At 62.0% G+C, this 17,416-nt stretch carries 11 protein-coding genes; 4 read left to right on the top strand and 7 right to left on the bottom strand.

Annotation, left to right across the window (positions count from 1 at the left end; translation table 11 throughout):
- Window positions 1-90 precede the first annotated feature (90 nt).
- Window positions 91-1,446 (bottom strand): MFS transporter, encoded by a 1,356-nt coding sequence (locus NGM29_RS12165; protein WP_254156511.1) that lies wholly within the window; start codon window positions 1,444-1,446, stop codon window positions 91-93.
- 153 nt (window positions 1,447-1,599) lie between these two features.
- On the opposite strand from NGM29_RS12165, the gene NGM29_RS12160 reads away from it, so the two are divergent.
- Window positions 1,600-1,842 carry an amphi-Trp domain-containing protein gene (locus NGM29_RS12160; RefSeq protein ID WP_254156510.1) on the top strand — a complete coding sequence of 81 codons (243 nt, stop codon included), beginning with the start codon at window positions 1,600-1,602 and terminating at the stop codon, window positions 1,840-1,842.
- 584 nt (window positions 1,843-2,426) lie between these two features.
- Here NGM29_RS12160 and NGM29_RS12155 read toward each other — a convergent pair.
- The gene (locus tag NGM29_RS12155; protein ID WP_254156509.1) at window positions 2,427-4,337 is read right to left on the bottom strand and encodes a beta-CASP ribonuclease aCPSF1; all 1,911 of its coding nucleotides are present in this window, start codon (window positions 4,335-4,337) and stop codon (window positions 2,427-2,429) included.
- A gap of 721 nt (window positions 4,338-5,058) precedes the next feature.
- On the opposite strand from NGM29_RS12155, the gene NGM29_RS12145 reads away from it, so the two are divergent.
- Window positions 5,059-5,748 carry a hypothetical protein gene (locus NGM29_RS12145; RefSeq protein WP_254156507.1) on the top strand — a complete coding sequence of 230 codons (690 nt, stop codon included), beginning with the start codon at window positions 5,059-5,061 and terminating at the stop codon, window positions 5,746-5,748.
- 109 nt (window positions 5,749-5,857) lie between these two features.
- Here NGM29_RS12145 and NGM29_RS12140 read toward each other — a convergent pair whose 3' ends face one another.
- From NGM29_RS12140 to NGM29_RS12125, 4 genes are read right to left on the bottom strand one after another with little or no spacing between them, the layout of a single operon-like run.
- On the bottom strand, window positions 5,858-7,870 hold the full coding sequence (locus NGM29_RS12140; protein WP_254156506.1) for a SpoVR family protein: 2,013 nt from the start codon (window positions 7,868-7,870) through the stop codon (window positions 5,858-5,860).
- On the bottom strand, window positions 7,863-9,191 hold the full coding sequence (locus tag NGM29_RS12135) for a YeaH/YhbH family protein (protein ID WP_254156505.1): 1,329 nt from the start codon (window positions 9,189-9,191) through the stop codon (window positions 7,863-7,865). Before NGM29_RS12135 ends, NGM29_RS12140 begins: the two co-directional genes overlap by 8 nt.
- Window positions 9,182-11,467 carry a PrkA family serine protein kinase gene (locus NGM29_RS12130; RefSeq protein WP_254156504.1) on the bottom strand — a complete coding sequence of 762 codons (2,286 nt, stop codon included), beginning with the start codon at window positions 11,465-11,467 and terminating at the stop codon, window positions 9,182-9,184. The genes NGM29_RS12135 and NGM29_RS12130 overlap by 10 nt, the downstream gene beginning before the upstream one ends.
- 1 nt (window position 11,468) lies before the next feature.
- Window positions 11,469-13,541, bottom strand: a complete 2,073-nt coding sequence (locus NGM29_RS12125; protein ID WP_254156503.1) for a PrkA family serine protein kinase — start codon at window positions 13,539-13,541, stop codon at window positions 11,469-11,471.
- A 594-nt stretch (window positions 13,542-14,135) separates the two neighbouring features.
- On the opposite strand from NGM29_RS12125, the gene NGM29_RS12120 reads away from it, so the two are divergent.
- Complete coding sequence (locus NGM29_RS12120) at window positions 14,136-14,549, top strand: DUF5820 family protein (RefSeq protein WP_254156502.1); 414 nt, start codon at window positions 14,136-14,138, stop codon at window positions 14,547-14,549.
- Between the two features lie 77 nt (window positions 14,550-14,626).
- On the opposite strand, the gene NGM29_RS12115 is transcribed toward NGM29_RS12120, so the two are convergent.
- Entirely contained in the window at window positions 14,627-16,135 is a 1,509-nt protein-coding gene (locus NGM29_RS12115; protein ID WP_254156501.1) for a DUF790 family protein, read from the bottom strand.
- Window positions 16,136-16,485: 350 nt separating this feature from the next.
- Between NGM29_RS12115 and NGM29_RS12110 the strand changes: the two genes are divergently transcribed.
- The gene (locus NGM29_RS12110; RefSeq protein ID WP_254156499.1) at window positions 16,486-17,055 is read left to right on the top strand and encodes a hypothetical protein; all 570 of its coding nucleotides are present in this window, start codon (window positions 16,486-16,488) and stop codon (window positions 17,053-17,055) included.
- Window positions 17,056-17,416 lie beyond the last annotated feature (361 nt).

The following is a 17,416-nucleotide window of genomic DNA, read 5'->3' as shown; positions in this document are numbered from 1 at the left end:
TCAAGCTACCTATACAGTCAATTGCAAGAGTATCTCACGGTCTCCTGCAAGAGTCCTACGGGAGACAACGAGAATTCGAATCGATTTTCCTCACCACTCCAAGAGCGCGCTTCGTCCATGGAAACGCACGAGAATAACAAGAAACGTCGTCACGCCAGTCAGCGCGAACGCACCACCGACGTAGAAGACCGACGCCATACTCACCTCGACCATCAGCCAACCACCGAGCAGCGGAGCGATCACGCTTCCTGGACGCCAGACGAGTTCACGGATACCGAAACTCGAGGCGACACCACCTTCCTCGGTGCCTTCGTCGGCGAACAACGCCATGCTTGCTGGTTCACGAAAGCTATCGGCGATGCCGAGGAGTCCGGAGAGGAAAACGAGCGGGAAAAATGCCGGAGATACCTCGCCAATCAGTACGAGTTGATCGGTAATCGAGTCGTATGGCAGCCACGCAGGGAGCGTGCTCCCGGCGAGCACACCGGGAACTGTTACGACGAGTTCAGCGGGAAACCCGAGTACTCCCCCCAGCCATGGTGAGAGCGGGACGACCAACGCGATGAGTCCGTAGGCTGCCCCACCTGCAAAGACGAACAGTGCCCGTCCGTATCCGTCCGAGAGCCGTCCGGTAAACGGTTGGCAGCACATGTTAGTGAACTTTTCAGCGACGACCGTCAGCGCGACGGCGAAGCCGCCATAGGCGAGTCCGCCTTCAGCAGCGGAAACGCCGGCGAAAATCGGCACCCACGTTCGAACGAGAGTTACAGCGAACGCGTACTGGAAGCGGAACGTCGAGAGCGTCAAGATGCGCCGATTGAGTGCCAACCCCGAAAACGGGAACCCTTCGATTCGCGTCTCGTCCGGGTTCAGGAACCAGAAGGTTCCGACCCAGGCAACGACCATGATGCAGACGATGACGAGGAAGATCGGACCGAACCCGAACGCGTCGTAGAGCGTCCCCGCGCTGATACTGCCGAGTATCGACGCCCCAAAACTCGCTGCGTTCGCCTTCCCGATGTAGTTCGCTCGCGTCCCCACGTCGGCGATCTGGCCGACGAGCGACAGCGTCATCAGGCCAGTCCCGGTGACGGCGATCCCCTGAAGCGCACGGATAGCGATGAAGGAAGCGCTCGAATCGACGACCGGAAACAGCGCGTAAACGCCAACGCCGACACCGAGCACGATGAGCAAGACGAGCCGTTTATCGAAGCGATCACCTGCCCAGGCGAGCGGGACGACAGCGACGGTCTGGGCGAGGGTAAATCCGGTCGTATACAGCCCGATAATGAGACCAGTGCTAATCGTTATCCCGAGAACGGTCGTACTCGACGGATCGAGCGAATTGATGTAGTACGGCAGCAGCGTGATCAGCGTAATGAAGCCAAACCCTTCCGCAAAACGTGTGAGATAGAGTACCCAAAACTGGACTCGTTTGTCGTCCACACCCTGATTTTTGACGATCCGAGTAAAGACATTTCGATTATCTTAGAGCGCGGAACCCACAGTTACGAGATATCGGTTCGCAAGTACGTGCCGTTACCAACGCGTGGAAAGCGGGTTGGTGCTATATCCCGCTAGTCGACGTGGTATCGACTGATGCCCGAAGAAGAACTTTTCAAAACGGAGGAACCACGGTCCCGAGCGGAGATTGCCGAGGCCCTCACTGTAGCTGCCAAACAGATCGAAACCGGCACCGTCCACCTCGAGAGTGCGACGGAGGACGAGCGCGTCACGATTCCCGATACGCCGACGTTCGAGGTCGAACTCGAGCGACTCACCGATTCCGAAACCGGCGAGCAACGATACGAACTCGAGTACGAGATTCGTTGGACCGGGTAACGTCGATCGCACCGACTTCGGGAGCTCAAGTAGCATACTTGCACGGTAGTGAGCGGTTTCCAGAGTGACGGTTTTGGATAGAGGTTCTACATCGAAATATCCATTACAGTATTCAAACATTAGATAGATGAATAGAACATGTCTCGATGGTCTCGTCTTCGGATCACGTACGCTCTCGCTGTCGTCGGTATCCTCGCCCTGTTCGTCGCACCGTTTTACCCGGGTCTCTTTGGGACCTCGTCGGAGTCCTTTCTGGGCCAGCTTATTATAGCGAACCTGATCGCGTGGCCGTATTGCATCTTTCTTGCCGTTTTTCTCGGCGTGTAAGGTGGAATGTATCCCCTCCGCGTTTATCTCGGATTCGTTGGGATGGGTTACGCCGTTCTCACGCTCGGCCTCGTACTGCCACACGTAGTGACGAACGACGGTGTCTCCTCCAGCGGAGCGGTCGTGCCTGTTGCGATTATCGCGGTGTGGGGAACGATAGTGGTTGGATTTGGCTATTTCGTTGGATACGGGCTAGTTCATGGGGAACGCTGACTACTGGTTCGCGCTGTTGAGTCCTTCAAAACGATGAACAGGTATCAGGGGAACCGGAACGTCTCCAGATTCTTCGGCTGGTAGGTCCTGACGTTGTAGTTCTGGTACAGTGCAGAAGAAAGTTGATCCGTCGCCTGTTCGTCGCCGTGGACGCACAGGATCGTCTCCGGTCGTGGATTCATCTCGCCGACGTACTGCTCGAGTCCGGCTCGGTCGGCGTGACCGGAGAAGCCGCTTACCGATTCGATCCTGAGTTCGAGCGTCAGGCGATTTGCGCGATCGGCCCGTCCAGGAAGGGTGATTTCCACGTTCCCGCCCTGAATTCTGCGTCCGAGGGTCCCCTCGGCCTGATACCCGACGAACATGAGGGTGTTCGTCGGGTCCGGTCCGAGCAGTTCGAGCCAGGACATGATCGGTCCGCCGGTTACCATCCCGGACGTCGAGAGGATCACGCAGGGCTCACCGCTCGCAATGTCTTCGCGCATTTCCTGTCCACCGTCCACCTGCTGGAACTGGTCTGCGATGAACGGGTTCTCGTCTTCGTGTAAAATGCGCTGTTGTAGCCCGTCTCTGAGATACTCGGGATAGGCCGTGTGAATTGCGGTCGCCTCTCGAATCATGCCATCCAGATAGACTGGCATCGTTGGAATCGTCCCCTCCCGCATCGCTTCCTCCAGCACTAACATCAGTTCCTGGGACCGACCGACCGCGAATGCGGGGATGACGACGATCCCGTCCTTTTCGTACGTTTCCCTGATGATCTCGTGGACCCTCTGTTCGCTCTCCTCGGTGTCCGTCTGATAGTCGCCACGGCGGCCGTACGTCGATTCCATGACCATCGTCTCCACACGGGGGAAGTCATTCACGGCACCGTTGAACAGCCGCGTCGGCTCGTAGTGAACGTCGCCCGAGAAGAGGATGTTGTAGAACCCGTTTCCGATGTGAAAGTGCGCGGACGCGCTGCCCAGAATGTGCCCCGCATTGTGCATCGTCAGTTTGACGTCCGGCGCGATGTCGGTGACGTCGCCGTACTCGACCGGAATCGTGTGCTTGATCGCCTGTCGGACCTGCTCGCTCGAGTACGGCGGCGTTCGTCCTTCCTTCGAGGCAACGGTCAGGTAGTCGAGTTGCAACAGCCCCATCAGGTCTCGCGTCGGTTCCGTCGTGTAAATCGGGCCATCGTACCCGTACTTAAACAAGAGTGGAAGCAACGCGCTGTGGTCGAGGTGAGCGTGGGTCAGCACGACGGCGTCGATACCCGTTAGCGGCATCGCCTCGGGGGCGTGAAGGTAAGGTACTTCTCCCTCGGCGCCGGGTTTGTCACCGCAATCGATGAGAATCCTCGTATTGGGGGTGTGAAGCACGAAACTCGCGCGACCAACTTCGCGGCAACAGCCCAGCGTCGTGATCCGAACCCACTCGAGGTCCTTCTCGGGTTCTCTGTGTATCTTCTCGCCGACCTTTCCAAGAAACTCGCGCCGTTCGCCACGCTCCTGGGTCAGGAAGTTCCTGACGTTGTCGACGGTCGAGGACTCCATCGGCGGCGTTCGGACCACTTCCAGGTTCCAGCCGATTTCCCGGGTGATCTCGCGGAGGGTACTTCCTCGCTGTCCGATAACGAGCCCTGGCTTCTCGGCTTCGACGATCACCTCCCCAATCGTCGGATAGAACTCGAGGTCCTGAATCTGGGCCTCGTCAGGCGCGATTTCACGGATCTTCGTCTCCGCGCCCGACGGGCTCGACTGGGCCCCCGGTGCTGGCCGTATCGTCACCCGTTTTCGGAGTGTCCGTGCGAGGTCCCCGATGAGGTCGCTGTTTTCAGCGAACTTGCGAGGGGTCTCGGTGTAGATAACGAGGTCTGGGCCCTCGTACTGGACCTCGGTAACGTCCAGATGCGAGGGTACCTGTGTTACGATGCGTTCGTGTAAGTCTGAGTGGGTCGTATCGTCGCTCATAGAGAGGGGGTCGCTGTCTCGTCACAATTTGACCGAGATCCACTGTTGTGGTCTACGGCACTGCCAGACTCAGCATCGACGGACCAACTGGCCGATATCTTCAGGAAGAATCGGTCAATCGAGTACCGAGCGCCCGGTCAACGCGGTCGAGAGACGCGATGAACTGCTACTATTGACTTTGTAACGAAGCTTAAAAACCTTCCTGCTGTGGCAGTACTGATGTCCGCACTCACTGGAATGAATAGGGCCTGGTCATACCATCGTGTTCAGATAGGCGAATTCCACCAGACGGCGAAGGCTTGTGACCACATTTCGGTGATTGCTAGAACGACGTGACTGACGCTATTGTTGAACGAGGGGTCTCTCTTGAAGACACGTTCGACGCCGTTCCGATTGCTGTGACGTTCGGTTTAAAATCGGCACCCATCGGTACAATGCAATTTCATCGACCGACGCGGTGTCCGTTCTCGCCCCACAACGTGTCCTTCGATTCAGTTGCTACAACCACCGATGCGGGGATTCTCGCTATAGATGAGCTGAAAATCACCACACCTCGTCCGTTAGCTTCGACTAAACACGACCACGATTTCCGAACGAGAGTTTTTATACCGAAATGAAATATGTGGAGAAGACTGGTCGACTATGAATCGCGAACGATTCGACTTCAAGGGATTGACGGCCGACGCCCAACCCCCCGACGAGATTATTACGTTCGACCGCTATGGACCACCAGACGACGAGGCGCCGCCTCGAGTCCTTCGATGTGCCGTCTGCGGGGATTCAGGAACGCGACGCGACCAACCTGCCCATCGGCTACGCAAATCCCGTGTGTAGCGCCTGTGGCGAACTCGCCATCGACGAAGCCGGGGACGACGCGTGGGTGGGCTGGCAACCCGGTGACGAACCCGACCCGAAACCGGGGACCATCCAGCTGGCACCGGATACCGGAACGAATCCGGTGTACGTGGCGGGTGCGAAGTGCTGGCGACGATACAATTTTGGCGGCTACGTGACTCGCCGCGATGCCTTCGACTGCGACACGGTCGACGAATTCAAGGAGAAACATCGAAACGGAACCGTCTGGATTCACGCGTTCAATACTCCACGGCCGAATGGGGTAGCCGTCTCGCGAGAGCGGTACGAATCCGTCTCCGCGCAGGTGTCCAGTATTGAGAACGCCATCAAGCGGATCGAGCCGTTCGAACGCAGCCCGCTTCCGTCGAAAGACGTCAGCAACGTTCGGGAACCGGTTCGTGAGTTGAACGATGCGGTCCAGAATCGCATCCCGGAACCGGGTGATAGCCACATCACGGAGTACGCGAGAGTGGTGACACGAACGCTACGGAGCGAACGCGACCGGTCGCAGGAGTTCCTCAGACTGTGTGAGCGGTACTACGGAGATTCGTTGTAGGTGGTGTCGAACTCTGAGACAGTTGACCGAGATTGGCACCGCTGCGGATGTTGATTCTCTGACTGGAGTCGCCGTTCGTGACGGTTTTCGGTCCCAGCCTCGTCCTCGCTCAGGCCAGCCACTCCTCGGGCTTCGTGTCGTAATCGACGTCGTCGGCGGTGAGGTGCTCGACGGCCTCCCAGGGCACGTCCTCCACCGTCACCTCCTCGCCGTCGTACCGAATGCGCTTGCCCACCTCTTTGGCTTCGGGCTCGCGATTTCGTCGCCTGGCCACCTCAACGTCGTGGTCGTCGACCTCCTTGACGATGGTCAGCAGGTTGACGGGCCGACCCCACAGCTCGAAAACGCGCTCGAGCGTGGCTGTCGCCTGCGGAATGTCGAGCATCACGCCGTTGTACCGATGGCCCAGCAGGAGTTCGTTCGCGTTGTCGTAGTTGCCGTCGTAGACGGCGATACTGGGTTTGCCGAAGTTGGTGAACTGCAAGAGGAGCTTCTTCTTGACGTCCTCCGCGTTGACGCTCGAGACGTGGAACTGACCGGTCGCCCGCGAGTGCTCGTAGGTGAAGTAGTCGTTCGCGGTGATGAACTCCTGGGTCAGGAAGGCGTCGAGGAAGGTGACGTCGTTGTGGCTCTCTCGGACGTCCAGCATTCGGTCCCAGCCGGCGCTGAAGTCGACGTCCGCGAGCGCCTCCTCGACCGACCCGTAGCGGGCGTCGTCGAACAGGTAGCGCCCGATCGACTCGAGGTCGTTCTGGCTGACGCGAGCCAGGAACCCGCGGTTCTGGGGTTTCACGAGCGAGTAGTGGCGCCGGGCGAGTCCCTCGTGGGTCAGTACCTTCCACGGGTAGCGACCGACGTTGATCTCGCCGTCGCGAGCAGCCTCGAGGGCTTCCTGGTCGATCCAGGATTCGGGCACGTCCTGGAGGGCGTCGAGTGAGTCGCCGGTGATCGAGGCGATGGCGGATGGCGGTTCGAGTACCTCGAGCACGTCCTCGAAGTCGACGACGTCGCTGAGGTTGCGCCAGGAGATGCCCTCCACGCGGAGCAGGCGCTCGAGTACCTCTCGACGATTGGTGGTGTTCTCGACGTACTCCCACAGGGCCATGCCAAGGCTGTAGGGATTGAGCCCCGGCGAGGCGAGCACCTTCGCCATGTGGTCGGCGTAGTTGAGAAACTCGTCGTCGCCGGCGAAGCCCTCGTCGGTCATCATCGTCGACTCCCAGTAGGCTGCCCAGCCCTCGTTCATGATCTTCGTCATCTTCTGGGCGGCGAAGTAGTACGCCTCGGTGCGCATCATGTCGAGGACGTCGCGCTGCCAGGGTTCCATCTCGCGGGCCTTCCCCGATTCCTCGTCGTACTGCTTGCCGTACTCGCGGACGAACGCGAGCACGTCGGACTGCGGTTCGCTCGGAAATTCGGCGCCCGCATCCGAATTTTCGAGTCCCGCCAGCCACTCGTCGTCGAAGACCTCGCCTCTCACCTCGTCGGAGAGCCCCAGCTGGTCGAGCTTTTCGGCGAGGTCGTCGTCGAGGCCCTCCTTGGGGCCGTCCATCTCGAGGCGACGCTCGAAGACGGCATGCTGGTCGATCGTGTCCTCCAGGACGAGCGCGTTGTCGATCCACTTTTCGACCTTAGCGCGATCGATCTCGGGGTCGGCCATGTAGTCGGCGATGGCCCGGGCGTGGCGCTCGAGCGTGGCGGCGGCGTTGACGTCGCCGTCGCCCGCCTCTCCCGTGAAGAGGCCGAACCACTCGTTGTTCGCGAAGAAGTCCGAGTGGGCCTCGACGTGGGTGATGACGGCCTTCTGGTCGGCCGTCGTGTTCGACTCCTGGAGGAAGGCGTGGGCCGGGTTGTCGTTATTGACGATTTCGAAGGCCTTGCCGCCGCCGTACTGACCCTGTTTCTGCTGGCGGTCGTACTGCATGCCCCAGCGCCAGTGAGGATAGCGCGACTGGAAGCCCCCGTAGGCGATGAGTTCGTTCATCTCGTCGTAGTCGACGATCCAGTACTTCACCGGATAGGGCTCGAGGCCGAGTCTTTGCGCGAGGTTGCGCGCCTCGCGGACGGGTTCCTCGAGGTCGGAGGCGATCGCCTGTTTGTGGAATCGGTCGGAGTTACTCATCTGAATCACCCGCTTCGGTGCTGAGGATGCGGTAGATCGCGTCGGTGACGTCCTCCTCGCTGTTGACGTACGCCACCGCGACGTCGTCTCCGTCGCCGAAGTGGCGCTCGAGTTCTTCGGCGTGGGTCGCGTTGATGGCGTTCCCGCTGGGCTGGGTCTCCACGTAGGCGTGGAGGTTCGCCGGAATCGACTCCATCAGCGGGATGACGCCCTCCTCGGTGTCGTTGCTCGAGTTCTCGGAGTCGCCGGCGGCGAAGACGTAGCGGTTCCAGTCGTTCCAGGGGTACTCCTCGAGGAGTTCCCGGGCGAGTTCGTACGCACTCGAGATGCGGGTTCCTCCACCGGAGCGGATGCCAAAGAACTCCTCGCGTTCGACCTCCCAGGCGTCGGCGTCGTGGGCAATGTAGACGAACTCGGCGTTGTCGTACTTCCCGGTGAGGTACCAGTCCAGCGGGGTGAACGTCCGCTCGACGAGTTCTCGCTTCTTCTCGCGCATCGACCCCGAGACGTCCCGGATGTTGACGACGACGACGTTCTTCTCTTTCTCCTCGATGATCTCGGGGTAGCGGTAGCGTTCGTCCTCGCGCCGGAAGGGAACGTGCTTGATGCCGTCGCGTCGAATTTGCTCGTGGACCGTCTCGCGCTCGACGTTTTCCTCGACGTCCTCGATGGACGCCCACGTCCCGCGGTCGTCGGCCGCCTCGGCGTGGGCGTCCTCGATCCAGGCCATCGACACGGGGAGGTTCTCGCTGCGGGCCCACTCGAAGACCTCTCGCGGAGTGATCCCCTCGACCTTGCAGACTTCACGGACGAACTCCTCGTCGAAGTCCATCGTCAGCTTCCGCTTGAGTCCCTCCTTGAACATACGCTCGAAGTCGAGGGTGCTGTCCGGGCCCGAGCGCGTGAGGTCCGTGTACGGCCCCTCCTTCTCCTCGATGACGCGCTTGCCCTTCGGCTCGAGGTCCAGGCCGAGTTCCTCGTCGAGTTCCTGGGCGAACTCCTCGGGGTCCATCTCGTAGTACTCGTGCTCGCCGCCCTCCTCGCCGGGTTCGCCCTCCTCGCCATCGTCGCCGTCGCCAGGCTGGGGCTGTGGCTGACCGACCGGCTGACCCACGTCCGGGGTGCCGCCGTCGCCCTGCCCGACGCCACCCTGGTCGCGCTGATCGTACTCGAATCCCGGCAGGGAGACGATCTTGATCGGGATCTGGATGTCGTTTCGATTGCCACCGCTCAGGTCGCCGTACTGGATAAACTCCGAGAGGTCTTCGCGGCGCTCTTCGCCGACTTCGCGGAATCGATCGAGGTCGTCTCTCAGTCCCATCGGTAACTCACCTGCCCCATGACGTGTCTGCTGGTTAACTCGGCCGACGCCGGGGAGTAATCGAAGTCCGCGACCAGGCGCTCGAGCGTCGCCTCCTTGACGGCCTCGGTCTCGGTACCGCTCGGCGGGTCGTCCCACTGGTGGGGGTCGAGGTCCTCGAAGGTCCGCCTGACGTCGTCCCAGTCGTGGCTCTCGAGGACGGACCTGATGACGGGAATCGACGCGAGGTCGACGTCCGACATGGAGAAGTCCTCGTCGCGGTGCTCCCAGGCGTGGCGGTTGAGCGCCGTGATGACCTTCTCGCGGCGAAACTCCCTGACGATCTCCCGCGGCAGGTTCGACTCGTAGGCCTCCTCGGAGAACCGACCGAGGTGTTCGACCTCGAAGAGCTTCATCTTCAGCGGGTCGGGATCGATCTCTTCCCCGCGGTCGTTGTACAGCGCCTCGTCGGTCTCCCAGGCGTAGACGTGCTCGACGTACTCGGCGACGGTCGCCTCGTCGACGCGTTGTTCGTGCATGATGGCCTCGATGACGTCCGACTCCTGCTGGTCGTAGACGTAGTTCTTCACGGGGACGACCCGGTTCTCGAACTCCGAGCGCTCGCCCGTCGAGAACACCGGGGCGTCGGCCAGTCCCTCGGCCATCGCGTTCAGCACGTCGCGCGGCATGACCACGTCGGCGACCGGGAGGTCGGGGTGGTGGCGGTCCGCCTCGTGCTGGATGAGTTCGGCCAGCGTATCGCGGGTGTACGTCACCGGAATGCCGTGCTCCCCGTCGTGGCTGTGCTCGTCGAACTCGAACTCGTCCTTGTCCCGCCGGGTGTCACCCTCCTGGAGGTATCCTCGGTCGTAGAGCAGCGCCTTGTCGATCAGGTCGAGTCCGGCGGGCGTTCCGTCCTCGTCGAGGCGCGTAACGACTGCGTAGAGGGCTGCCGCCTCGAGCGCGTGCGGAGCGAACTCGCGTTCCCGGAACTCGCCGTCGCTCTCCTTGACTGTAATGGTGATCGGTGCCCTGATCTTCTCGGCTACGTCGTCGTAGTCCTCGGCCTCCCAGATGGTCGTCTCGCCGGTGAGTTCCCGGCGGATCAACTCGGTCTCGAGGCTCAGGTTCGTCAGGTAGCCGAACTGGTGCTTGTCGAGACGGCGCTTGAGTGCCTTCAGCGGGTCCATCCCGTTTCGGTCGGCGTGCTGGTTGAGCTGGGCCTCCAGGTCGGGGTTCGAGATGATGAGCATCTGGGTGTCGACGTCCATCGCGATGCCCTTGTCGAGTTTCACCGATCGCTCGTCGGGCACGTTGAGCAGCTTCTGGAGTAAGTCGGCGTGCTGGGCGGCGTCCTCGACCACCGTCAGTACGCCGTTGCCCTGCGAGAGGACGCCGTCGTAGCTGAACGCCTGCGGGTTCTTCCGGCCGCGGGAGTCGAGCTCCTGGAGCATCCCGTGCATCCACGAGCCGACCAGCCGCTCCTTCGGGCGACCGTCGTCCTCCGCGTGGAGGACGCCGATTCCCGAGCCGACGTCGACGACGTAGTTCTTCACCCGGAGATGACTCTCGTCGGTGATTGCCGAGAAGAGCCCCTCGGTGCCGCGGCGGCGGTACTGCTCCTCGAGGTAGCCGTAGGCCTCCCTGGAGAACGGATCGAGTCGGGTGTCGACCGAAATTGGGACGTGGTCGTCGAGCCGGTCGTTCAGCGTCGTGAGCAGCTCTTCCCGGACCGGCGTGGGAAAGACGGCCAGCGGGTGGACCTGGACCGGGCTCTCGTACCAGTGATCGTCGTCGGACGGTGCGGGATTGCCGCCGTAGCTCAGCCCCCGCTCGTCCGGGTCGGTCGCGTCGACGTTCCACTCGAGGGTGTAGCGACGACCCGCGGGCGTCTTCGAGTACTCGCGAAGCCCGTTGACCAGGCACCGCTTGAGTTCAGACTTGCCGGTCGCGGTCGGCCCCTCGAACCAGATGATCTTCTCGTCTTTCGCCCGGCCCGCGGCGATCGACTGCAAGTCGTCGACGAACTCGTTGAGCACCTCAGTATTGCCGAGAATCGCGTGTTCACCGTCGTTTCCGGGGTCGTCAAAGAACCGGTAGCGGCGCTTTTCTTCTCCCTCTTCGATCACCTCTCGAGTTCCGCTGGCCTCGATGGCCTCGAGCAGGTACTTCGAGGCGTGGGAAGCCGTCGACGGCGTCTCGAAGATCCGGTCGACGTACGCCGCGAGGCTCATCGGCTCCTCGTAGGTCTCCTCGAGCGTGCGGTCGGCCGCGTCGACGTAGTCGGTGCCGCGCATGTTAGTCCTCGATTTCGGCTTTGGCGACCTCCGCGCCAGCGAACTCGAGCACCTCCTTCGCGCCGGCTTCGGAGTAGCCCTGCTCCATCAGAGCGTCGATCCAGGCGCTGCGCTCGTCGTCGTCGAACTCGTTGGCGCTCACCAGCGCGGAGAAGTTGATGTTGTGCTTCTTGTCCTCCCAGAGCTTTCGCTCGAGGGCCCGGCGCAGGCGCTCGTTGTCCTGGGGGTTGAACGTGTCACCCTCGCGGGCGCGCCGGGAGACCCAGTTCGACACTTCCTGGCGGAAGTCGTTCTTGCGGTCTTCGGGCACGTTGAGTTTCTCCTCGACCGACCGCAGGAACGTCTCGTCGGGCTCTTGCTCGCGGCCCGTCAGGGAGTCCTCGATGGTGTCGTCGTCGATGTAGGCCATGACGTGGTCCATGTACTTCTCGCCCTGGCGCTGGATCTCGTCGACGTCGTAGGCCAGCGCGTGGCGGACGTCCTCGATGGCACGCTCGCGATACTCCTCGCGAACCATCTCGAGGTAGCGGTAGTAGCGATCGAAGTTCTCCTCCGGAATCGAGCCGTGGTGCTCGAGGTTCTCCTCGAAGAAGTTGAACACCGTCAGCGGCGAGAGGAATCCCCGCGAACGGTGTTTCGAGTCCATGATCGCCTCGGCAATCTCGTCACCGATGAACCGGGGGGAGACGCCGACCATCCCCTCGCCGATTTCGGCCTTGCGGGCGGCCTCCTCGCGGAGCTTTTTGACGTCCAGGTCGTCACCCTCGTCGATCTCGCCGTTGTAGGCCTTCGCCTTCGAGAGCAGGTCGACCGTTTCGGTGTCGGGCTCTTCGATCCGGGTGAGGACGCCGAACAGCCCCGCCATCTCGAGGGTGTGTGGCTCGACGTTGATGTCGGGGACGTCGGCGTTGGCGAGCATCTTGTCGTAGATTTGGGACTCCTGTTCGTAGGAGAGGACGTACGGGAAGTCGATGCGCTTGGTTCGGTCGTTGAACGCCTCCATCTTCTCGTCGCCCTTCTTGTCCTTGTACTCGGGCATGTTCGTCCGGCCGACGATCACCTGGTCGATGTCAATTCGCGGGTTGTTCTTGGGCTTGATCGTCATCTCCTGGGTGGCGTGCAGGAAGTCGTAGAGGAACTCCCGCTGGAGTTTCAGGAGCTCTTCGCCGGAGAAGATACCGCGGTTGGCGTTACAGAACGCGCCCGAGTAGTCGAACGCGCGAGGGTCGGATTCTCCGTAGATGGCAATCTTCGAGTAGTTGACGTCGCCGGTCAACTCGGTTTCGTCCTGGTTCTTCTTGTCCTTCGGCTCGAACGTCTCGAGACACTGGCGCTTGTTCTCGTCCGCGACGAGGCGAACGACGTCGACGTGGTTCGCGAGCACCTGCTGGAGGTCGTCGTCGTAGTGAGCGAGCAACTTGTCCATGTAGAACTCGCTCTCGGGATCGAGGCTCTGCTCGTTGCGGATCGTGTACGGCGCGTCGAGTCGCTCGTTCAGGTCGTCGATCACCGTCTGGCGCTGCTCGAGCGGCAGGAGGACGAGCGGATCCTGGTTCATCGGCGAGCGGACCGTGTCGTCTGTTGGGTCCTGATCGTGGATCACGTCGCCGAGGTTGGTCCAGCGGAAGGTGTACATGCGGCCTTCCTCGCGGAGCGTGTAGTCCTCGAAGTACTTGCGCACCTGTTTGTCGAAATGCGATTTCCCGGAGCCAACTGGGCCGAGCAGGAGTTTGATCCGTCGTTCCGGACCCAGTCGCCGGGCGCCGGACTTGACCTTGTTGACGAACTCGTGGATCGACTGGTGGATCACGGTCCCGTAGAAGGTGTTCTCGCCGTCACCCAGCGGGTCTTCGCTCGCGAGGCGGTACTCGACGACGCCTTCGGTCTCGTCGTAGGACGTGCCGTAGAAGTCGAACATGTCAGCGACGCGCTGGTGGGCGTTTCGCGTAATCTTCGGGTCCTCGTAGCACGCCTCGAGGTACCAGTCGAACGATCGCGTCTCCCGAAGGTCTTCGGGAACGGATGCTTTGTAATCGCTGCTCAGCGTCTCGAGAGTTTCGATGTCACTAGTCATGGATTGTGTTGGGCTGGGAACCACGGGCGGGTCCGTCTGCACCGATTCGGTTCACGTTTCGACCGGTCCGACAGGGCGACCGAAACCGGCGGTCGGCACTCGGCTTCGGACTCGATCGTCGGTCGCCGCCCGGGCGACGACAGCGCCTCGATCCGACGAGACGCGCCGCTCTCGGTACTGGCCGGGTGGGCGAAGTCGCGTGGGCGGCGTTCGCAGGGATTGTCATGTGTGAACCTTCACCACTCCGTCGACGCGGCGACTTGTTCATCGCCTGTGTCAACAGTGCACCGTGTGAAGTGAATCGATCCGTCGGTCGGATATCGATAGTGTTTAATGAGTGTGTATTCGAGACACTTAAGCATAGCCCCAAAAGATATTTACCAGGACCTTTTTCCGGCAATTCTATTCACGTACGATTGTATGTTGACACGCAACATGGTCGGATAGTGCCGCGCCGTATATAAGTAAAGAGGCGCCAGTGAGCCGATTTTGCTCGCGCGCACGCTCCGATATCGCGCTCTCGAACCCGTGTCAGAGCACCGCCCGGTGTCAGTACCGCTTTAGGGCTCGTGTGCGTACACCAGGTTAATACCAATGAGCGACTTCGCGGACCTCCCCGAGGGCTGGGTCGTCTGGAGCGACCAGGACGACGGTCGAGTCGTCCTCGCCTATCGACCCGACGTGTTCGACGCCGACGAATATCCGGCGGCGTGTCTCCCGACGCTGTATCTCACTCACGGCAAACGGTCGCGCCGACCCGGCGTCAACCCGGGCGACCGGTCCGCCGAGCGCGACTGGTACGTCACCCTCTACCTCGAGCCGGAGGTCCACCTCCGGGAGACGAACCGATTTCCGACGAGAGAAGAGGCCGTCGACTGCACGCTCGACCTCGCCGAACGCTTCGCTACGGGCGAGATCGACTTCCGCGAACTGTATCAGGTGCCACGCGAGCGGTACCTCGACGCGCTCGAGGAGTTGACCGGCGACGGCGACGGCGGCGGTGGCTGATTGGTCCGCCGTCGCGGCTCGCGTTATTCGCATTACTCGCGTCACTCACGTGGCTCGTGTCACTCGTACGAGTCACGTCACTCGCTCCGACGCAACACGCCACCGCCCAGCCCCTCCCACTCGACCCGGTATCCGAGTCGCGAGAGGGCGGCGCTCGTCTCCGTGAGTCCGACCCCCTCGAGGATCGTCTCCGCCTCGGCCAGCGAGAGCCCGGCCTCGAGGTCCTCCCGTAACGCCACGAGCACGTCTGGACGAACGAGCGACCGCCCGACGCGCTCGTGATCAGGAAACGCCACCGCCTCGAGGGCGTCCTCCCCGACGCCGTGGCGGGCGGCGAGGTCGGCCAGCGCGATCACGTCCTCGTCCGGGACCAGTTCGTCCGGGAGGCGTTCGGCACTCGCCGCGACCAGGTCCGTCTCGTACTCGCGGAGCACGTCGGCGACGTCCTTCAGCCGAACCGTTCCGCGAAACGGAATCGCTCGGTGGTCTCTCGCCTCGATGGCCTCGCCGGCCCCGAGTGACTCGTCGACGGCCACGATCATGTCCACGTCCTCGAGGCCCTCGAGCTGGCCGAGTTTCTTCTCGACGTACTCGGGCGTCCAGAAGCCCATGATCTCGAAGTAGACCCGGAAGTCGTCGTGGCGGTAGTCGAACGCGAAGTCGGGGATCATCGCCCGCATCCCCGTCGAGAGAGGTTCGGGTTCGCGGACGAGGTCCCACTCGAGGTCCAGGTTCGTGAACCGGGCGGCGAAGTCGACCTCGACGCCGCTGTCGAAGGACACCTCGGCGACCGGGTCGGCGTCGGGCACCCGAACGGGGTCGGCGTCCGACAGCGTGAGCGTCCGTTCGGTTCCCCGGTCGTCGATCGTCGCCTCGAGCGACCACTCCTGGGCCTTCGCGACGGTGCGCAGGAGGCGCGCGAACCGGGTTCCGTAGCGTCTGGTGGCTCGAAAGAGCGCGGTGGGGCCGGTGACAATCACGACCCGGTTTCCAGTGTTGGGGACCTCGATCTCGTACATCAGCCGGAGTCGCTTGACCGCCGAGATCAGTGCCTTCGGATCGGACGACCGAACGCGGACTTCGGTCGCGTCGAACAGCGCCGTCTGGGCCAGCGAGAGGTTGTACTGGGCGACGAGGCCGTCCGGATCCCACGGGACGTCCAGGTCGGCGAGCACCTGGCGCTCCTCGAGGTCGGCGAACAGGCCCGCCTCGAGGTCGTCCGCCGACACGTCGCGACTTTCCGCGGCGCCAACGAGGGCCATCGCCCGCTCGTCTTCGGTGACGACGCCGACGGCTTCGGCCGCCTCGAACACCGCCGGGCGAAGGCGTTCGGGATCGAAGGGCGCGTCCGTCTCGAAGGCGGCCTCGCGTTCGCACAGGGCGGCGAATCCCCGGACGAGTTTGAAGTCGGGTGCGTCTGCCTCGAGACTGGCCAGCGCGTCCTCGAGTGTTCCCCGCTGCTCCCCGACGTGGCCCTGGAACGTTCCGATGACCCGGGCGGCCAGCGGTCGGTGCTCGCGGTCGGCAAACTGGAGGTGGTAGCCGCCGCCGCCCCGAGAGACGCGGAGCAGTTCCTTGCGCAGCATTCACTCGAGGTGGGCGGGCAGGGGGCAAAAATCGTCCGCTCGCCCGACGCCACGGAGGCGGTGAACGACAGATCGGGGTGATTCGACTCGCCTTAATACTATATAATCTATACCAATAATTCGATGCCCGTGCCTCGCCTGCCGCTTTCGACCGACGTCGACCGCTCCAACGACCTGCTCCCGACGGATACCCAAAACGTTTCCTCCGTTCGTGACGTTCGTCTCGAGCACATGAATCGCCGTGTTCGTCGCCGCGCTCCGCAGCGCGGACTCGCCGGGCGAGTCGCCTCGCGTCCGATTACCCCCATCGCATCGACGACCAATGCTCGAGTCGAGGAGGGTCGGTGACGATGCGACCGACGCAAATCGACGCCGCGGTGGACATCGCCTACGGCGTGTTGATCTTCCTGGCGATCGCCCTCATCGCGACGCTCGAGAACTCGCGAATCGGAATTGCGTTCGGGATCGGGGTCTTCGTGGCCTACGTCATCCACGTCGTCTGGAAGATGGCCCGGTTCGATCCCGAGTGGATGACCCAGGTCGTCGAGGAGACGGTCGAACAGACGGTGGGCGAGACAGTCGAACAGACGGTGGGCGAGACAGTCGAACAGACGGTCGGTCAGCAGGTCGGCCAGCAAGTCGAAGAGTCGCTCGAGGAGACCGTCGAGAAACGGGTCACTCCGCAGGTCGAACGGACGGTCGAGCAGACCGTCGAGGCGCAGGTCGGCCAGCAGGTCGAAAAGAGCGTCGGGGCGGCCGTCGAGGAATCCGTCGGCAAGCAGGTGAGCGAGGTGCAGGCCCAGGTCGAGTCGGTCGAAGAGCGTGTCGACCGGCGACCGCGCGAGGACCAGGTCGAGGAGTTGATCGAGGAGTCGGTCGACAAGGCGAACGACGACCGGACGAACGACGAGGACGCGTAGGCGCCTCGAGTCCTGTCGGAGCTACTCGAGGAGAGGCCGCTCAGAACAGTAAACTCACGCAGAAATCGCCAACCCATCGGCGAACATCAATATCGTTAGAATCGCAATAGGAACGACGAGAATCATAATTCCGTTGTTAGGAAACGTGAAAACGGCCGTCGGAACGCCGATAAGGGCGGAAAGGAAACAGAATGCGAGAAATCGCCGGTCGGTGAGTGTACTCATACTCCAGAGTATCACGTCAAAGTAATAAACCCACTCCGTTAGCGATAGAACCGGTCAGTTCGCATTCGCGTATCAGCTATTCGGGCATAACCACACGAAATAATACTCAACTTATCTTCTCTGAGTTTGGCGTTCT

Origin of the sequence: Natronosalvus rutilus, from assembly GCF_024204665.1 — an archaeon.
GTDB lineage: Archaea > Halobacteriota > Halobacteria > Halobacteriales > Natrialbaceae > Natronosalvus > Natronosalvus rutilus.
The sequence above is the reverse complement of the archived record's forward strand: the minus strand, read 5'-3'. Positions and strand labels throughout refer to the sequence as shown.

Bases quoted from the DNA above. Each gene is read 5' to 3' on its own strand.
- NGM29_RS12110 (WP_254156499.1), top strand. From the start codon at position 16,486: ATGCGACCGACGCAAATCGACGCCGCGGTGGACATCGCCTACGGCGTG.
- NGM29_RS12115 (WP_254156501.1), bottom strand. From the start codon at position 16,135: ATGCTGCGCAAGGAACTGCTCCGCGTCTCTCGGGGCGGCGGCGGCTAC.
- NGM29_RS12120 (WP_254156502.1), top strand. From the start codon at position 14,136: ATGAGCGACTTCGCGGACCTCCCCGAGGGCTGGGTCGTCTGGAGCGAC.
- NGM29_RS12130 (WP_254156504.1), bottom strand. From the start codon at position 11,467: ATGCGCGGCACCGACTACGTCGACGCGGCCGACCGCACGCTCGAGGAG.
- NGM29_RS12145 (WP_254156507.1), top strand. From the start codon at position 5,059: ATGGACCACCAGACGACGAGGCGCCGCCTCGAGTCCTTCGATGTGCCG.
- NGM29_RS12140 (WP_254156506.1), bottom strand. From the start codon at position 7,870: ATGAGTAACTCCGACCGATTCCACAAACAGGCGATCGCCTCCGACCTC.
- NGM29_RS12135 (WP_254156505.1), bottom strand. From the start codon at position 9,191: ATGGGACTGAGAGACGACCTCGATCGATTCCGCGAAGTCGGCGAAGAG.
- NGM29_RS12155 (WP_254156509.1), bottom strand. From the start codon at position 4,337: ATGAGCGACGATACGACCCACTCAGACTTACACGAACGCATCGTAACA.
- NGM29_RS12125 (WP_254156503.1), bottom strand. From the start codon at position 13,541: ATGACTAGTGACATCGAAACTCTCGAGACGCTGAGCAGCGATTACAAA.
- NGM29_RS12160 (WP_254156510.1), top strand. From the start codon at position 1,600: ATGCCCGAAGAAGAACTTTTCAAAACGGAGGAACCACGGTCCCGAGCG.